The organism is Ralstonia sp. Ralssp110 (assembly GCF_047325135.1).
GTDB lineage: Bacteria > Pseudomonadota > Gammaproteobacteria > Burkholderiales > Burkholderiaceae > Ralstonia > Ralstonia mojiangensis.
Map to the genome: position 1 here is coordinate 1,400,302 of NZ_CP168610.1, position 15,926 is coordinate 1,416,227.

The following is a 15,926-nucleotide window of genomic DNA, read 5'->3' on the forward strand; positions in this document are numbered from 1 at the left end:
GCCGCGGCGTTGAACTCACAGCAGCGCATGGCGGATGGCAAACGCAGCCGCCTCCGCCCGGTTGGCGCTGTGCGTCTTGCTCAGGATGCTGCTCACGTGGTTTGCCACTGTGTTGGGGCTGACGAACAACTCACGGGCAATCTGGCGGTTGCCCTTGCCCTGCGCGACCAAGCGGAGCACCTGGGCTTCGCGTCGACTCAACCCCGCAGGATAGTGCTCCACCGGAGCAGTCTTGACCGACGCTCTGGCGGCCTCGATGCGCGCCAGCAGACTGGCCATCCCGAGCGTTGCCGCTTCGTCTTCTGCGGCGCTCAACAAGGTATCGGCGCGATCGAGATCGCTCGGGTCGGCGCGACGTAAGAGCATCTGCGCAAAGTCCAGCCGCGTGCGTGCGAGCGCTGGCCTTGCACCTTGGCGTTCGTTCATCTCCAGGGCGGCCTGAAAATGTTGTTGCGCTTGCGGCCAGTTGCCCATTGTTGTGGCCAATGCGCCCAGGATCGCATCGGCTGCGCCAAACGAGGCGATCGCGGTGCCGAACACCAGGTTGCGCCTACTGAACGGGGCAAGTAGTTGGTACAGCGCCGTCGCCCTGGCGGCGTCGCCAAGCGCATGGCACACGATGGCCAGATACGTGAGATTGGCTACCCAGACACCATCGCGCGCGATCGTGAGAAAGTCGGCGTTGGCCAGCGTGTCAAACGTCTTGCGTGCTGCCTCCAACTGACCAAGCTCTGCGTGCATCAAGGCGATGCCCGGTTGCCAGATGCCCATCGCGCTGGTGTGCTCAACGAAATGTTCGACCAGAGGCGCCACCTCGTGCAGTCGGCCTTGTTCGCGGCGCAGCATGAACATCTGGACACCATAGACGCCGGCGGCATCCATGCCGGGCATGCGCCGCGCGATCTCGTAAGCGTTGGGGATCAAGCGCTCTGCATCGGCAAAGCGCCCTTCGAACAGCGCATGCATGGCGCGCGACATGCTAGCGGTGTAATGGATGAAGGGCTGGCGCAGCGTCTCTCCACCGCGCTCGTATTCCTCAAGATTTGCTCGCCAGGCTGCCATGTCGCCGAGTTCAAAGTCATCGAAGAAGCGCCACGCACGTGTTGCACACATCAGCGTGCGGTCGCCGGCCTGCCGGGCCAGTTCGTACGCTTCATCGGAGGCGGCGATGCGCTCGGCAATGTGCTCCTGCTGCCAGCGCAGCGACACGGTCGCAACCAGGGTGTCGGCCAGTGTTGCGGGGTCGGCGGCCCGGCGCGCCACTGCGATGGCCTGCTCATGCACCCGGCTTGCTTGTGCCTCCTCGCCGCTGAAGATGAGGGCGCGCGCCAGGGCGCTCAGCAGGCGGGCGCTCATCACGGGCTCGTCGCTGCCCTGAGCTGCGAGGGCCTCGCGCAGGAGTTCGGCCGCGGGGCCGCCTGGCAGTCCTGGCGCCCAACTCGCGGTTTCGAAGCCAAGCGCGGCGTGAGCGAGTTCCCTTGTATTGCCGTACTCGGCGCTCAAGCGAGCCGCCTCCTTGAACGTCTGCATGGCCTGGAGCCAATCACCGGCATGGCTGTGCGCGGCACCTAGCGCATTGAGCAGGCCGCAGCGTGCCTCGCGCGCAAGGCCGCTGCCAGCGTCCATGGCCTGCAGTGCCATCTGGCAGTAGCGTGCCGATTCTTCGTGCGCGAGCTGGCGGTCGGCACGCCGCGCCGCACGTTGTGCGTAATCCACCGCGAGTGCGGCGTCCCCTCCGGGCAGGGCGGCCCAGTGGTGATAGGCCAGTGCTGGCAGATGCTGCTCGGGGTCGTCGCCGTGAATCATCTCGATGGCACGCGCCAGCTTCAGATGGAGCCGGCTGCGTCGAGGGATGGGAATCTCGTCGTAGAGGGTCTCGCGGAACAAGGCATGGGCAAAGTGATAGTGGCCGGGGTCGCGCAAGGCCTCGACCACACGCGCCTGCAGGGCTTCGTCGATGGCTGCGCTGCAGGTCTCTTCGTCGACATCGCCGGCCAGCGCGGTCAGCAGACGGAATTCGAATGCGCGGCCGATGACCGCTGCCGCGGTAAGCACCTTATTCGCATTCGCGGACAGACGACTCAAGCGGCGCCCGATGACTTCCTTGATGCCCTCCGGAATGCGCAGTACATGGCCCGTGCTGGTGGACGAATTTTCCTGTGCCAGCAGACGGGTCATTTCTCCCACGAACAAGGGGTTGCCTTCCGTTTGCGCATGGACCGCATCGACCAGCGCGGGGGCGACGGTCGTGTCGTCAGCCAGTTCCATCATGTGCGCTGTTTCCGCATGGGTCAGCCCCCTCAGTCGCAACCGTTCGAAGCGTGGTTGGCGCGCCAGTTCGCCTAGCGTGGCCGACAGCGGGTGCTGTCTCGATAGCTCGACATCACGGTACGTCACAAGGAGAAGAATGCGATTGCTGCACACGTCAGGTGCAAGAAACTCGAGCAGTCGCAGGGACGACGCGTCGGCCCAGTGCAGGTTGTCGAGGATGAGCAGCAGCGGATGCTGTTGTGCCGCGCGCTGCCAGAAGGTGTTCACTGCGTCGAAGAGTCGGAAGCGCGCCTGCGCGACTTCGGTACTTGGCGTGGCAACTGCGCGATCACGCACCGGATCGGGCAGCCGATCTGCAAGGTCGGGCACGATTTCCGCGAGCGGCGCTACCCCACAGGCCAATGCCTCGTGGATGCTGTCTTCGTCGTGTGAGGCAATCCAACTTCGTACCAGTTGTTGCCAAGGCCAGTAGGGCGGTGCGCCGGGCTCCTCGTTACAGCGGCCCCAGAGCACTTGCATGCCGCGTTGCTCGGCCTGTTGGGCAACAATTTCGGCGGTGCGTGTTTTGCCGATGCCGGGTTCCCCCGCCAACGCAGCAATGCCGCCAGTACCGTCTTGCGCTCGCGCCAGCAGGTGGCCCAGTACCTCGAGCTCACGCTCGCGGCCAACGAAGCGCACCGTCGCTGGCGCACTGGCGGTGTTGCGGGTGCTGTCGCTTAGCGCTGCAGATTCAGCCGGTAGCGGCATGCCGCAGCCGTCGCAAAACCTCGCGTCGGGCCGGCACAATCGGTGGCAGCGAGCGCAATGCATGGTTGCAGAGCGTCACACGAAGCTCTCCGGACGCACTTGGGTCACCTCGATCACGACGTCAGCAGGCAGGCTTGCCAGGTGTGCCGCCTGTCGGATGGCATCCGCGCTTGGGGCCTCGTAAAGACAATAGGTTTTCTTGCGGTCGGCAGAGAGGAAAGAGAAGACCCAGTTCACACCAACATCTGCATTGATGTGCTGGATGTTCGCAACGCTTGCGGCGCCGATCTCCAACTGTTCCGCAAACTGGCGTTCGATGAGAAACAGCGGCATTTTTCTTCCCTCCTGACGCTTCGACGGGCCATGCCGCCATTGCGTTTTATTGAAGGCCGAAGATGGGGCAAAACAAATAGTCAGTATTGACTATCCCAGGGCAGACCGACCGCCACACAAGAATGATCAAGGCAGCGGATAGAACTGGCGATGTCCCGCTTCTAGACTTCCTTCACCATCCCCCACGCCTGATGTTCCGCTCTGCAGACCCAGCCAGATCGGTTCCGTGGCGCTTGCCCAGGAGATCAACATGCTCGAAGACACCACGGTGCAGGCCTTCCGTGCGCAATTGCGGGGGCCGCTCGTCGAACCGGACGATCCGCATTACGACGCGGCACGCCGTGTCTACAACGCGATGATCGACAAACGGCCGCGCCTCATCGCGCAGTGCTCGGACGTAGCCGACGTGATTGCGTCAGTCAACTTTGCGCGCAACAACGGCTTGCTGCTGGCCGTGCGCGGTGGCGCTCACAATGGCGGCGGTCTGGGCGTGTGTGACGACGGTTTGGTGATCGATCTGGCCCGTCTGCGCGGCATTCGTGTCGATCCTGTCGCCCACACGGTGCGCGCCGAAGGCGGCTGCACATGGGGAGACGTCGATCATGCGACGCACGCATTCGGTTTCGCAACGCCGGCGGGCATCATCAGCACCACCGGGGTTGGCGGGCTAACCCTGGGAGGAGGGATCGGTCATCTGGCACGGCGCTTTGGCCTGACGATCGACAATCTGCTGTCGGTCGATATCGTGCTGGCCGACGGCAGCTTCGTCACTGCCAATGCGCATGCTAATGACGATCTGTTTTGGGCGGTGCGCGGCGGCGGTGGCAACTTCGGTGTCGTAACCTCATTCGAGTTCCGCCTGCATGCGGTGAGTAGCGTGGTCGCGGGTCCCACGCTGTGGCCGCTTGATAAAGCCGCCGACGTTCTGCGCTGGTATCGCGACTTCCTGCCGAAGGCACCGCCCGAACTCAACGGCTTCTTCGCTTTTCTTACGGTGCCGCCAGCACCACCGTTCCCGCCCGCGCTGCATCTGCAGAAGATGTGCGGCGTTGTGTGGTGCTACACGGGCGACCCTGCAGCGGCGGAAGAGGCATTCGCGCCAGTTCGAGCGCAACAGCCCGCGCTGTACGGCGTAGGGGCCATGCCCTATCCGATGTTGCAAACCGCCTTTGATGCGTTATACCCGCCCGGCCTGCAGTGGTATTGGCGGGCCGACTTCGTCAACGACCTGCCGGAAGAGGCTATTGCACTGCATGTGGAACATGGTTCGAAACTGCCGACCATGCATTCCACGATGCACCTGTATCCGATCGACGCTGCCGTGCATCGCATGGGGCGCAAGGAGACGCCGTTCGCCTACCGCGATTCGAAATGGGCGGCCGTCATCGTGGGCGTTGACCCCGACCCTGGCCAGCGCGAGCGCATCACGAATTGGTGCAAGGGGTACTGGGACGCACTGCATCCCTATTCGGCAGGCGGCGCCTATGTGAATTTCATGATGGACGAAGGGCAGGAGCGGGTGCAGGCCACCTACCGCGACAACTACGCCAGGTTGGCAGCGATCAAGGCCAGATACGATCCCGGCAACCTGTTCCGTGTCAACCAGAACGTGAGGCCCGCGTCGTGAGCATGCTCATTTTGATCAGTTGGTTGCAGGACACCCATCCTGCAGGAAAGGAGGTGTGAAATGGACAAGAGACTGTGGGTCGTCGTCACGGCAATTATTGCGGCGTTAGGTGCAACCGTGACGTATGCGAGCGCCACACGGGATGTGTACACGGATGGCAGCGCCTCCATGGAGGCGCGCAATCCTTACACCGATGGCGGTCTGGCCACGAGGTTCGACGTCTATGCGGATGGCGCAAGGGCTGGAAAATTCGATTCCTATACCGAAGGCATGCGTGTACCCACGACGGACGGCGTGCGCTAGTCTGTCTGCAAAGAAAAAGCCGCAGGTTTGTGCCTGCGGCTTTTTTTCTTTGGGGCGATGCCGCCCGGCTCAGGCCGCGTCCGGAAACACGGGCTCGCCCAGATTCAGCATCAGGCGATTCGCCCACGCAAAGATGGCCACGGCATGTATCAGGTCGAGAATCTCCGCATCCGTCAGGCCAGCATCCTTGAGCGGCTTCAGGTCTTCGCCACGCACATCTCCAGGGCGCAGTGTCAGGTCGATCGAGAACAGCACGATGGCACGCTCACGCGCATTCGTGCCTGCGATGTGCGGATCTTCGAAGACCTGCTTGATGACGTCGTTGCGCTTGGCAAGCTGCTCGAAGCGTTGCGCGTGGACAGACGCGCAATACACGCAGCCGTTCACGCGCGACACCACGGCGCTGGCGAGTTCACGTTCAGCACGCGACAGGCCGCCCGGCGCATACATGATCGCGTTGAACGCCGCCGAGCGCTGTCGCAGGATCTCGGGCTGGTGAACGAGAAAGCGGTAGTAATCCGAGGTTTTCGCCTTGGGGTGGCTTTCTTCCAGCACGGCGATCTGCTCGGGCGTGGCGCGGTCGAGGTCCACCACATCGAGCCACGCCTGCCACTCAAGCGATTCGTTGGTGAAGCCGTGGGCGCGGATGATCTCGGTCATGCTGCGGTCTCCGTGGAGGCGTTGGCGCTGCAGGTGCCGGCAGCTTCGCGAAGCGCGCGCAGGCCGGCGACGAGCCGCGTCTGATACGACAGGAAGGCAATGAGTTGCGCGAGCGTCACGACGTCGGCCGTGGCAAGGCCAGCCGCGGGCAAGCGCAACAGCGCGTCGCGGTCGCCCTCGATGGGGCGCTCGACGAGCGTGCGCGTAAAGGTGAGGATGGCGCACAGGCGTGCGTCGGTCAGCGTGTCTATATCGCCGTGGTCGACCGCTTGCAGGGCATCTGTGTTGACAGGCGCGTTCGCGAGGCGCGCGCGGTAGTGCTCGGCCAGTTCCGGCGCGGGCGTCAGGCTGCAGGCGTACAGCGCCACGAGCAGGCGTTCGCCCAGCGTGAGGCCGGGCAGGGCGGCGTCGAACAGCGCTTCGTAGCTGCCTTGCGTGGCCGTTGCGACTTTTTCGCGGGCGTGGCGCAGCGCATGCGTGGGGCTACCGTCGCCGAGGTCGGCAACCTGGTCGACCACGTCTTGTGTGGGCGTGAAGTCCATTGATGAAAGGCTCCGGGAGGCGCCACGCGCAGCCACTGCGCTGGCGAGGAAGCGCCGCACCGCTGCCCACGATTGGGCATCGGCGCGCGCGTTGGCGCGTGGCTCGCCGCCGCCGGTGCTGATGCGCCCAGACACCGGATGTGCATAGACGAGCTGCGTGGTTGGCACGTAAGGGAAGACGATGGCGTGGCCCGCGCCTTCGTAATCGAAGTGCTGGACAGGGTAGGGGTGGCGTACCTCGGCCAGCTTGCCGGTGACCAGGCGTGAGTAATCGCTCGAGGGCCAGGAGCCGTCATCCGTGGCGGATAGCAGCAGCACCGGCCCGCGTGCGCGCTCGATGCGTATACGCGCGCGTGCCACCGCGTCTGCATCTTGCAGTGCCGTGCGGATGGCGCGTTCATGCCGATGCGGCGCGGGACCTTCGTCAAACGGTGCCCAGGTCGCGGTGCGGTTGCCTTCCCACAGATGCGGCAGCGGCTGACCGCGATACAGCCACGTCGGGCCCTCGCGGCCGATAGCGGGGTCGGCAGCATTCTGCCCGCTGTGCACGACGGCGCCTGGCACGTAGCCGATGACCGCAGACACCGCTTCAGGGAATGTCGCGCCCAGCAGCAATGCCAGTTCACCCCCGCGCGACTGGCCGCTCACGGCAACGAAGTCGTGCAGCGGCTCCACGCGTTTGCGCAGCCAGGCGAGCGCGCGCTCGAAGTATTCCAGCGGCGTGTTCGAGATGTAGTCCGACAGCCCCGGCGCTTTGAAGTACGCCAGCGCAAAGGCGGCATAACCGTGCGAGGCAAACAGTGCCGCGCGTGGCTCATTGATGCCGCCGCCCGAGCCGTTGAGGATGAGCACGGCAGGGCGCGGGCCCGGGTGCGCATACGGATCGGGGAGGTAAAGCGTGCCGACAAGACCTTCGTCACGCACGTCGTGGCGCGTCACGCCCGGTGCGGCCAGCCGTTGCACGAAGCTCGCATGGACCGACTCGCCGTTGGCCGTGGCCGTCAGCGTGGTCGTCAACGGCTCCGTGGCTGGCTGCGGAAACACCTCGCGTGCTTTTCCGTCATCCGGGCGCTGGCTCCAGATGATGCCCATCGCGCTGACGCCGGTGTAATCACCGGAGACGGGCGCGTCGCGTGTCAGGTCGACAGTGCCTTGCGCGTCGGCAACGAACACGGCGCGGCTGTGCCACAGCACGCCATTGCCGCGACGCGTTTGCGCCACGATGCCGACCTGCGCGCCGGGCGCAAGCCCCGTCACAACGATGCTGCGCGAGACATCGATCAGGTCATCCGCCGGCGTCACGCTGAGCGCGAACGTTCCCATGGCGCTTACTTGCCGTCCTTGGTGACCATTTGGGCGGCCGTGCGATCGCTCGTCATCGGCGTCACCTTCAGCCCCTTCTTGGCGGCCCATACGTTCTGGTAGTGGTACAGCGGCATTACGCCTACGTCATCCGACACCAGCTTGACCGAGTGGCGCAGGATGGCCGCGCGCTTTTCCACGTTGAATTCTTCAGTGGAGGCGTTCAGCGCGTTGTCGACAGCCGCATTGCTGTAGTGGCCCCAGTTGGACGCACCCAGACCCTTCTTGGTATCGACGGTGGCCAGCACGTTGACCAGCGCGTAGCTTGCTTCGCCCGTGCCGTTGCCCCACGCCAGCATGCTCATCGCATATTCATTCTTGTTGGCGCGGCCCGAGTAGACCGACCAGGGCACCACTTCCACGCGCGCCTTCACGCCGATGCGCGTCCAGAACTGTGCCACCGCCTGCGCCGTCTCGGGGCCTTGCGGGTAGCGGTCGTTCGGCACGTGCATCACCAGGTTGAAGCCTTGCGGAAAGCCTGCATCGGCCAGCAGCTTCTTGGCCTGCGCCGGGTCGTAAGCGATGTCCTTCACGTCGGGGTTGTAGCCGTACGTGTCCGACGGCATCCACTGGTTGGCGACGGTGGCGGCGCCTTGCAGGATGCGGTCGACGATCGCCTTGCGGTCGATCGCCAGCGACAGCGCGCGGCGCACGCGCACATCCAGCAGCGGGTTGTTCGGCAGCGGTTTGCCGTCGTTGCCGGTGATGTATTGATTCTCGCCTTTGCGGAAGCTCGGCTGCAGCAGCATCACGCGCAGGCCGGGGTAGGCAAAGACCTTCACGTTGGGCGACTGGCGCAGGCGCGCCAGGTCCGACACTGACACCTTGTCGATGACATCGACCTCGCCTGAGAGCAGGTTGGCCGTACGTGCGGCAGCATTGTTGATGTAGCGGTAGTTGACCTTCTCCCAGAGCTGCTTGCCGCCCCAGTAGTTGTCGTTGCGCGCCATCACCACGCGGTCGCCCGGCACATACGAGACGAACTTGTAGGGGCCCGTGCCCACCACGGCACGGCCGGCGTTGTAGTCCTCGGTGGACGATTTCTCGCCCACATGCTTGCTGACGATGTGCACGGACGCCAGATTCAGCGGCAGGTCCGGGTTCGGGATGTTCGTCTTGATGATCAGCGTCAACGGGTCTTTGGCCGTGACCGACTCCACCGTGCGCAGATAGCCCGCGAACGTTGCCACGCTGCCCGGCACGCTGCGCGCGCGCTGGTACGAGAAGATGACGTCATCGGCCGTGAACGGCTGGCCGTCGTGCCATTTCACGTTCGGGCGCAGCTTGAATTCCCACGTCTTCGGATCCAGCGTCTTCCACGACAGCGCCAGGCCGGGCTGCAGCTTGTTCCACTTGTTTTCGACCAGCAGATCCCAGAAATGCACATCGACGGAGCGGTCGCCGGCGTGGTTGTTCAACTGCGGGTCGAGCGACGACAGCGGATCGGCAAAGGCGATGTTCAGCGTCTGCGCGCTGACAGCGCCGGCAGCGGCAAACAGCGCTACAGCAAGCGACGAGGCTAGGAGGCGTTTCACGTGGGTTCCCTTTTCCTGTTTTTGGAATCGTTGGCTTATTGAATGTCGTTCAGGTCACGTCGTTCAGATGGCACGCGCTGACGTGGTTGACCGCAATGCCGCGCAGCGTTGGCGTTTCGGTCTTGCAGCGGGGCATGGCGTGCGGGCAGCGCGGGTGGAAATGGCAGCCGGTCGGCGGGTGCAGCGGGCTGGGCATCTCGCCTTGAATGGCGGTAAACGTCTTGTGCCGGGCCGACAGGCGCGGAATCTCCGCCAGCAAGGTCTGCGTGTAAGGGTGATTCGGGCGGCGGAAGACTTCCTCCGCCGGGGCCGATTCCACCACGCGCCCGAGATACATGATCACCACGCGGTCTGAGAGGTGCTCCACCACGCCCAGGTCGTGGCTGATGAACAGGTAGGTCAGGTTGAGCTGCTCGCGCAGGTCCATGAACAGGTTCAGGATCTGCGCCTGGATCGACACGTCCAGTGCCGCAACCGCTTCGTCGCAGACGAGCATCGACGGCTGCACCGCCAGCGCGCGCGCAATGCCGATGCGCTGCCGCTGGCCGCCGCTGAACTGATGCGGATAGCGGTCGCGCAAGGCAGGGTCCAGGCCGGCGCGCTGCATCTGCGCAGCCACATAATCGGCAAAGTTGGCGCGGTCGGTCAGGCCGTGCACGCGGGCCGCTTCGCCAACGATCTCTTCCACGCGCAGGCGCGGGTTGAGGCTCGCATACGGGTCCTGAAAGATCATCTGGATCTTCAGGCGGGCCGCGCGGGCTTCGTCTGCGGAGAGCGTGTCGACAGCCTTGCCGTCCACGCGCACCTCGCCGTCCGATGGAGGCATCAAGCCGGCAGCAATCCGGCCGAGCGTGGATTTGCCGCAGCCCGATTCGCCGACGAGGCCGACGACTTCACCGGGCTGGATCGCGAGGTCGACGCCGTCGACCGCACGAACGATTGCCGGCGGATGTGCCAGGCCGAAGCGTTGCAAGACGCGATCACCCGCGCCGACTTTGCGATCGCCAAAGCGTTTGCTGACCTGTTTGAGTTCGACAAGCGGCGTGCTCATGCGACCTCCCGCGAGGAAGCGTGCTGCGCGCCCGGATGGAAACAGCGCACGAGGCGACCAACGATCGGTTGCGTGATCTCCGGGGGGACGCTGCAGACATCGGTGGCACGCGGGCAGCGTGCCGCAAACGCGCAGCCTGCCGGCAGCGACAGCAGGTTCGGTGTCATCCCGGGAATCTGGCGCAGGCGTTGGCCGCGGCGGTTCTCGCTGGGCAGGCTGTCGATCAGGCCCATGGTGTAGGGGTGCAGCGGCGCATCGAGCACGGCATCAACCGGGCCGTGTTCGACGATGCGCCCGGCATACATCACGGCCACTTCGTCGGCCAGGCCGGCGACGACAGACAGGTCATGCGTGATCCAGATCAGCGCCGTGCCGTGCATGCGCGCGAGCTTCTGCACTTCAGACAAGATCTGCGCCTGGATGGTCACGTCCAGCGCCGTGGTCGGTTCGTCGGCAATGATCAGGTCGGGCCGATGCAGCATCGCAATGGCAATCGCCACGCGCTGGCGCATGCCGCCGGAAAGCTGATGCGGATACGCGCGCAGCCGTTCTTCGGGGCTCGGAATGCCCATCAGGCCGAGCGTGTCGCGCGCGTGCTCACGGGCTTGCTTGTGGGTCATGCTGCTGTGCGCGCGCACGGCCTCGATCATCTGGGCATCGATGCGCAGCACGGGGTTGAGCGTCATCATCGGGTCTTGGAAGACCATGGCGATGCGGTTGCCCTGCAGCTTGCGCAACTCGCGCGGGGCGAGCTTGGTGAGGTCGCGGCCCTGATAGAGGATCTCGCCGCCGACGACGCGGCCGGGCGGGTCGACCAAGCCCATGATCGAGAAGCCGGTGACGGACTTGCCTGAGCCCGATTCGCCCACCAGCCCGAGGATGCGTCCGCGCGCGAGCGAGAACGACACATCATCCACCGCCGGCAGCACGCCTTCACGCGTGAAGAAATGCGTGCGCAGGTTGCGGACTTCGAGTGTGGTCGCGTTGGTGGACGCCGTCATCGTTGCGCCCTCGGGTTCAGGACTTCACGCAGGCGGTCGCCCACCAGGTTGATGGCCACCAGCGCCAGCAACAGCGCGATGCCCGGATAGAAACTGATCCAGTACTGGCCAGACAGCATGTATTGGTATCCGTTGGAAATCAGCAGGCCCAGAGACGGCTCGGTAATCGGCACGCCTAGGCCCAGGAACGACAGCGTGGCTTCCAGCGTGATCGCGCGCGCCACCTGCAGCGTGCCCACGACGATCAGCGGCGGCAGGCAGTTCGGCAGGATGTGCCTGAGCGCGATGCGCCAGCCGGGCAGGGCGAGCGAGCGCGCGGCTTCCACGTATTCGCGGCGACGCTCGACCAGCGCTTGCCCGCGCACCGTCCGCGCGTAATACGCCCACTCCAGCAGCACGAGGGTCAGCACGACATTCGTGATGCTCTTGCCGAGATAGGCGAGGATCATCATCGCCACCAGCACCGACGGGAACGACAGCAGCAGGTCGACCGTGCGCATGATGAGGCTGTCGACGCGGCCGCCGGCATACGCCGCAATCAGGCCGAGCAGCGTGCCGATCACCGCCGCCACGGCTGCCGAACCAATCCCCACGCCCAGGCTGATGCGCAAGCCATAGAGGATGCCGGAGTAGAGATCGCGCCCCTGGCCATCCGTTCCGAGCCAGTATGTGAACGTGCCCGTGCCGGCCGGCGATCCCGGTGGCAGACGCGAGTCGAGCACGTCGAGCTGCATCAGGTCGTACGGATTCTGCGGCGTGATCCAGGGTGCGGCCAGCGCGGCCAGAATCAGCACCACGACGACCACCAGGCCGAAGATGGCCGCCTTGGAGGCGAGGAAATCCGATGCCACGCGCCGCCAGGGCGATTGCCTGCGCGGGGCGGACGCCGCTGTCGCCGTCGTGGATTGCGAAGTCGTATTCATCATGCAGCCTCCGCGCTATCAGCCGCACGCACGCGCGGGTCCAGCATTCGATACAGGATGTCGACGATCAGGTTGAGCGACACAAACAGGCACACCACGACGATGAGGTAGGACACGATGACCGGCCGGTCCAGTGAGTTGATGCTATCCAGGATCAGCTTGCCCGCGCCGGGCCACGCGAAGATGCTTTCCGTCACCACCGCAAAGGCGATGGTCGAGCCCAGCTCCAGGCCCAGCACCGTCACCAGCGGGATCAGCGTATTGCGCAGCACATGCGCCAGCACCACGCGCAACGGCGACAGGCCCTTGGCACGCGCGAACTTCACGAAGTCCAGCGGCAGCACCTCGCGCACGCCAGCAGACGTCAGCCGCAGCACCAGCGAGAGCTTGAACAGCGACAGGTTGACCGCCGGCAGCACGAGGTGTCGCAGTCCATCCACTGTCAGCCACGACCATTCGATGCCGAACAGGCGTGCCGTTTCGCCGCGCCCGCTCGCGGGCAGCCAACCGAGGCTCACGCTGAACGCCATGATCAGCATCAGGCCCACCCAGAACGTCGGCAGCGAAAAGCCCACCACGCTGCCCGTCATGAGCAGGCGCGACACCGGATGACGCGGATACAGCCCCGCGAACAGCCCCAGCGGCACGCCGATCACCACCGCGATGATCAGCGCCGAAAATGCCAGCTCCAGCGTGGCCGGCAGGCGTTGCAGGATCAGTTGGATGGCCGGTTCGTTGTAGACGAAGCTCTTGCCCAGATTGCCGTGCAGGGCACCGTTCAGGAAAGCCAGGTACTGCTCCCACAACGGCTTGTCCAGACCCAGTTCGGCAATGATGCGTGCACGGTCGATCTGGTCCACGTCCTGACCGATCAGTATGTCGACCGGGTTGCCGATGGCATGCAGGCCGATGAAGACGATCACTGTCATCACCAGCACGACCAGCAGCGCCTGGCCGATGCGGCGGATGAGCCAACCTGTCATCGTGCAGCCTCCTGGCTGGAAGTGGCATTCGCTTCCACGCCGGGGGGCGGGGCGGGCGTCCATTCGTCGCCAAAGATCTCCGGCTCGGCGTAGGCCTGGATAGCCGCGTAGTGCGCGTCGATGTCTTCCTGGTACAGCAAGCCGGCAATGCCTTGCGCCAGGCGTTTCGCGCCTTCGCTGATGGCCGGGATGTCGCCCGAGACGCTGCCGTGCGTGACGGATGCCGGATAGCAGAAGCAATGCACGCGCGACAGGCCGGGCAGCGTGCCGGGCGTCTTCTCGCGAAATTCGAACGCGTGGCCGAGGTCGGGCGAATCGGCGAGTTCCGCGTCTTCCTCACCGGGGCGCGGCGTATAGCGGTCGCGCCATTGGCGGATATGCGGTGCCAGTGCGCTGAACTCGGGGCGTGAGGCCCAATCGGTGCGAAAGCCCGTCGAGAAGATCAGAAAGTCCAGTTGGAATACGCCCTTGGTGGTGGCCACGTGCAGCACGCCGTCGTGCTCGTCCACGCCCAGGATGCCGCAGCCGAGGTTGAAGCGCGCGTTCGGGTGCCGCGATACGCGCAGCGTGCTGCCGCGCGGTGGGGGTACCTGTTCGACGTTGATGTAATGGCGAATGCGCCATTTCCATGCGTCGGGCAGATGCAGGTGGCCGTGTACCAGGCCCGGGCTGCCGGCGCCTTTGCCCTTGTTCACACGCGGTAGGTCGGGACGGCGGATCAGCATGTCGACGCTGGCAGCGCCGGCCTCCAGCGCCGTCGCGGCCGAATCCATTGCGGATGCGCCTGCACCGATCACGCCCACGCGCTTGCCGGCCAGCGTGCCGTAGTCCATCTCGTCGGACGAATGCGCCCACCATCGGCGCGGCAGCCGGTGCGCAAAGTCCGGCACGGATGCACCGCCTAGCCCGTCACGCCCGGTGGCCAACACCACGCGCCGTGCAAACACTCGCTGGGTCGGTTGGCCCGGCATGTCGATCAGCAGTTCGACGGCGCCATCCACGCGCGGGTGGATCGCCTTTACGTGGTGTTCGTTGCGCACGTCCAGCTGCAACACGCGGCGGTACCAGCGCAGATAGTCCATCCATTGCAGGCGCGGAATCTTGTCGAGCACCTCCCACGCATCAGTGCCGAACTGCGCTTCAAACCATGCGCGAAACGTCAACGCCGGCAGGCCGAGCGCAGGGCCGGTCAATTGCTTGGGCGAGCGCAGCGTTTCCATGCGCGCCGTCGTCGCCCAGGGGCCTTCGAAGCCGGCGGGCGAGCGGTCGAACACCACCACGCCGATACCGAGATGTTTGAGCGACGCTGCCGCCGCCAGGCCGGCCATGCCGCCACCGATGACGGCCACATCCAGCACAGGTTGACCCTCTAAGGTGTGTGGCAGCGTCCAATTTTTCGCGGGGAGTTCAAGCCAGGACAGGTCCTGGTGCAAACGGGCTTCCAGCGCTGCGAGCCCGGTGACTTGCGGCGCGTTGTCGTGTTGTGCAGCGGTCATGCGGACGCGCCTTCGGTTTCGTTGATGGATTCGCCATACAGCACCTGCAGCATGCTGGCGTGGCGCGCCGGATCGTGCAGCTTGCAGTCCGGCAGAAGACGCTGCGCCGCGCGCGCGAGGGCGTCGGTCAGTGAGGTCACCGCCGCCGACGGCCGCTTGGCCTCGGGCGTGATCACGCCAAAGAAGAAGGGGATGTCGGCGTCGATCGGGCGCACGGTCACGCCGTCGATTGGCACGCCGTACGCCGTCACCGGCTCGAGCAATGCGACGCCCAGGCCCGCACGCACGGCGGCCAGCGCATTCAGCGAGGCATTCGTCTCGATGAGCGAGGCTGGTTCCACGCCGGCCTTCGCCAGCGCTTGGTCCAGACGGCGGCGCAATCGATATGGGTTGTGCATCGTGATGATCCGCTGTCCCGCGCAATCGGCCAACGCCACGCGCTTGCCAGCGGCCAGCGGGTCGTGTGTCTGCACGGCAGCCACGCACGCGGCTTCGCCGATCCAATGCACGGTGACGCCACGATGCTCCAGCGGCAGGCTGCTGAGGCCAAGGTCGGCCGCGCCGGTCAGCACGGCGTGCACCACCTGCTCGGGCGAGGCGCTGCGAATCTGGATGTGCTGCGCGAGCTCAGGCTCATCAGCCAAGGCAGCGGGCAGCAAGCCGGCCGCCAATGCGGACGTCGCTGCCAGGCGCAGCGGGCGTGCCTCGCCGCGCGCGATTTCTTCGGCACGCGTTCGTATCTGACGTAAGCTGATCAGGGTATGCTCAACGTCTTCGTACAGCAAGAAACCCTGCTCCGTCGGCGAGACGCGCGGCCCCGCGCGTGTGAACAGGGCATAGCCGATTTCAGCTTCCAGATCCTGGATGAGCCGGCTGATGGCGGGTTGCGAGCGTCCCAGCAGCTTGCCCGCCGCGGTGACGCTGCCGGTCGACATGACCGCGGCAAATGCTTCGAGTTGTCGGAGTTCCATCCGCCTGTTTGATCTCAGTCATGCATGTGGTTCATGCATTCTGGTAGAGGCAGTATGCGAATTCCAAATAGTATTTTCTTATGTACTCATGCGTTTTGCGCTGGCAACCGCTATTTCCTGC

13 protein-coding genes are annotated in these 15,926 nt (G+C 65.0%); 2 read left to right on the forward strand and 11 right to left on the reverse strand.

Annotated features, from left to right (window positions below; all coding sequences use genetic code 11):
* Positions 1 to 15 precede the first annotated feature (15 nt).
* Together ACEN9T_RS15395 and ACEN9T_RS15400 are read right to left on the reverse strand one after the other, a co-directional pair.
* The gene (locus ACEN9T_RS15395; RefSeq protein ID WP_413708180.1) at positions 16 to 3,018 is read right to left on the reverse strand and encodes an ATP-binding protein; all 3,003 of its coding nucleotides are present in this window, start codon (positions 3,016 to 3,018) and stop codon (positions 16 to 18) included.
* Between the two features lie 75 nt (positions 3,019 to 3,093).
* Complete coding sequence (locus ACEN9T_RS15400; RefSeq protein ID WP_024975397.1) at positions 3,094 to 3,351, reverse strand: DUF4242 domain-containing protein; 258 nt, start codon at positions 3,349 to 3,351, stop codon at positions 3,094 to 3,096.
* A gap of 250 nt (positions 3,352 to 3,601) precedes the next feature.
* On the opposite strand from ACEN9T_RS15400, the gene ACEN9T_RS15405 reads away from it, so the two are divergent.
* Both ACEN9T_RS15405 and ACEN9T_RS15410 read left to right on the forward strand, forming a co-directional pair.
* Positions 3,602 to 4,978 carry an FAD-binding oxidoreductase gene (locus tag ACEN9T_RS15405; RefSeq protein WP_413708181.1) on the forward strand — a complete coding sequence of 459 codons (1,377 nt, stop codon included), beginning with the start codon at positions 3,602 to 3,604 and terminating at the stop codon, positions 4,976 to 4,978.
* 60 nt (positions 4,979 to 5,038) lie between these two features.
* Positions 5,039 to 5,281: a hypothetical protein gene (locus tag ACEN9T_RS15410; RefSeq protein WP_413708182.1), complete on the forward strand. Its 243-nt coding sequence runs from the start codon at positions 5,039 to 5,041 to the stop codon at positions 5,279 to 5,281.
* A gap of 69 nt (positions 5,282 to 5,350) precedes the next feature.
* On the opposite strand, the gene ACEN9T_RS15415 is transcribed toward ACEN9T_RS15410, so the two are convergent.
* Genes ACEN9T_RS15415 through ACEN9T_RS15455 form a run of 9 tightly spaced genes read right to left on the reverse strand, consistent with a single transcriptional unit; the run spans position 5,351 to position 15,805 of the window.
* Positions 5,351 to 5,941 carry a peroxidase-related enzyme gene (locus ACEN9T_RS15415; protein WP_092969749.1) on the reverse strand — a complete coding sequence of 197 codons (591 nt, stop codon included), beginning with the start codon at positions 5,939 to 5,941 and terminating at the stop codon, positions 5,351 to 5,353.
* The gene (locus ACEN9T_RS15420; protein ID WP_413708183.1) at positions 5,938 to 7,806 is read right to left on the reverse strand and encodes a CMD domain protein; all 1,869 of its coding nucleotides are present in this window, start codon (positions 7,804 to 7,806) and stop codon (positions 5,938 to 5,940) included. Before ACEN9T_RS15420 ends, ACEN9T_RS15415 begins: the two co-directional genes overlap by 4 nt.
* 5 nt (positions 7,807 to 7,811) lie before the next feature.
* A complete protein-coding gene (locus ACEN9T_RS15425; protein WP_092969753.1) occupies positions 7,812 to 9,380 on the reverse strand; it encodes an ABC transporter substrate-binding protein in 1,569 nt (522 codons plus the stop codon).
* 49 nt (positions 9,381 to 9,429) lie between these two features.
* Positions 9,430 to 10,431: an ABC transporter ATP-binding protein gene (locus ACEN9T_RS15430; RefSeq protein ID WP_413708184.1), complete on the reverse strand. Its 1,002-nt coding sequence runs from the start codon at positions 10,429 to 10,431 to the stop codon at positions 9,430 to 9,432.
* A complete protein-coding gene (locus ACEN9T_RS15435) occupies positions 10,428 to 11,432 on the reverse strand; it encodes an ABC transporter ATP-binding protein (RefSeq protein WP_413708185.1) in 1,005 nt (334 codons plus the stop codon). The genes ACEN9T_RS15430 and ACEN9T_RS15435 overlap by 4 nt, the downstream gene beginning before the upstream one ends.
* A complete protein-coding gene (locus ACEN9T_RS15440) occupies positions 11,429 to 12,358 on the reverse strand; it encodes an ABC transporter permease (RefSeq protein ID WP_092969759.1) in 930 nt (309 codons plus the stop codon). The genes ACEN9T_RS15435 and ACEN9T_RS15440 overlap by 4 nt, the downstream gene beginning before the upstream one ends.
* Entirely contained in the window at positions 12,355 to 13,338 is a 984-nt protein-coding gene (locus ACEN9T_RS15445) for an ABC transporter permease (protein ID WP_092969761.1), read from the reverse strand. Before ACEN9T_RS15445 ends, ACEN9T_RS15440 begins: the two co-directional genes overlap by 4 nt.
* Positions 13,335 to 14,834, reverse strand: coding sequence for a flavin-containing monooxygenase (locus ACEN9T_RS15450; protein WP_092969763.1), 1,500 nt, complete (start codon positions 14,832 to 14,834; stop codon positions 13,335 to 13,337). Before ACEN9T_RS15450 ends, ACEN9T_RS15445 begins: the two co-directional genes overlap by 4 nt.
* On the reverse strand, positions 14,831 to 15,805 hold the full coding sequence (locus ACEN9T_RS15455) for a LysR family transcriptional regulator (protein ID WP_092969764.1): 975 nt from the start codon (positions 15,803 to 15,805) through the stop codon (positions 14,831 to 14,833). The genes ACEN9T_RS15450 and ACEN9T_RS15455 overlap by 4 nt, the downstream gene beginning before the upstream one ends.
* Positions 15,806 to 15,926: the final 121 nt, after the last annotated feature.

What these genes read in the sequence shown, in the direction of transcription:
- ACEN9T_RS15395 (WP_413708180.1), bottom strand. Translation starts at nt 3,018, where the DNA reads ATGCCGCTACCGGCTGAATCTGCAGCGCTAAGCGACAGCACCCGCAAC.
- ACEN9T_RS15400 (WP_024975397.1), bottom strand. Translation starts at nt 3,351, where the DNA reads ATGCCGCTGTTTCTCATCGAACGCCAGTTTGCGGAACAGTTGGAGATC.
- ACEN9T_RS15405 (WP_413708181.1), top strand. Translation starts at nt 3,602, where the DNA reads ATGCTCGAAGACACCACGGTGCAGGCCTTCCGTGCGCAATTGCGGGGG.
- ACEN9T_RS15410 (WP_413708182.1), top strand. Translation starts at nt 5,039, where the DNA reads ATGGACAAGAGACTGTGGGTCGTCGTCACGGCAATTATTGCGGCGTTA.
- ACEN9T_RS15415 (WP_092969749.1), bottom strand. Translation starts at nt 5,941, where the DNA reads ATGACCGAGATCATCCGCGCCCACGGCTTCACCAACGAATCGCTTGAG.
- ACEN9T_RS15420 (WP_413708183.1), bottom strand. Translation starts at nt 7,806, where the DNA reads ATGGGAACGTTCGCGCTCAGCGTGACGCCGGCGGATGACCTGATCGAT.
- ACEN9T_RS15430 (WP_413708184.1), bottom strand. Translation starts at nt 10,431, where the DNA reads ATGAGCACGCCGCTTGTCGAACTCAAACAGGTCAGCAAACGCTTTGGC.
- ACEN9T_RS15435 (WP_413708185.1), bottom strand. Translation starts at nt 11,432, where the DNA reads ATGACGGCGTCCACCAACGCGACCACACTCGAAGTCCGCAACCTGCGC.
- ACEN9T_RS15440 (WP_092969759.1), bottom strand. Translation starts at nt 12,358, where the DNA reads ATGATGAATACGACTTCGCAATCCACGACGGCGACAGCGGCGTCCGCC.
- ACEN9T_RS15445 (WP_092969761.1), bottom strand. Translation starts at nt 13,338, where the DNA reads ATGACAGGTTGGCTCATCCGCCGCATCGGCCAGGCGCTGCTGGTCGTG.
- ACEN9T_RS15450 (WP_092969763.1), bottom strand. Translation starts at nt 14,834, where the DNA reads ATGACCGCTGCACAACACGACAACGCGCCGCAAGTCACCGGGCTCGCA.
- ACEN9T_RS15455 (WP_092969764.1), bottom strand. Translation starts at nt 15,805, where the DNA reads ATGGAACTCCGACAACTCGAAGCATTTGCCGCGGTCATGTCGACCGGC.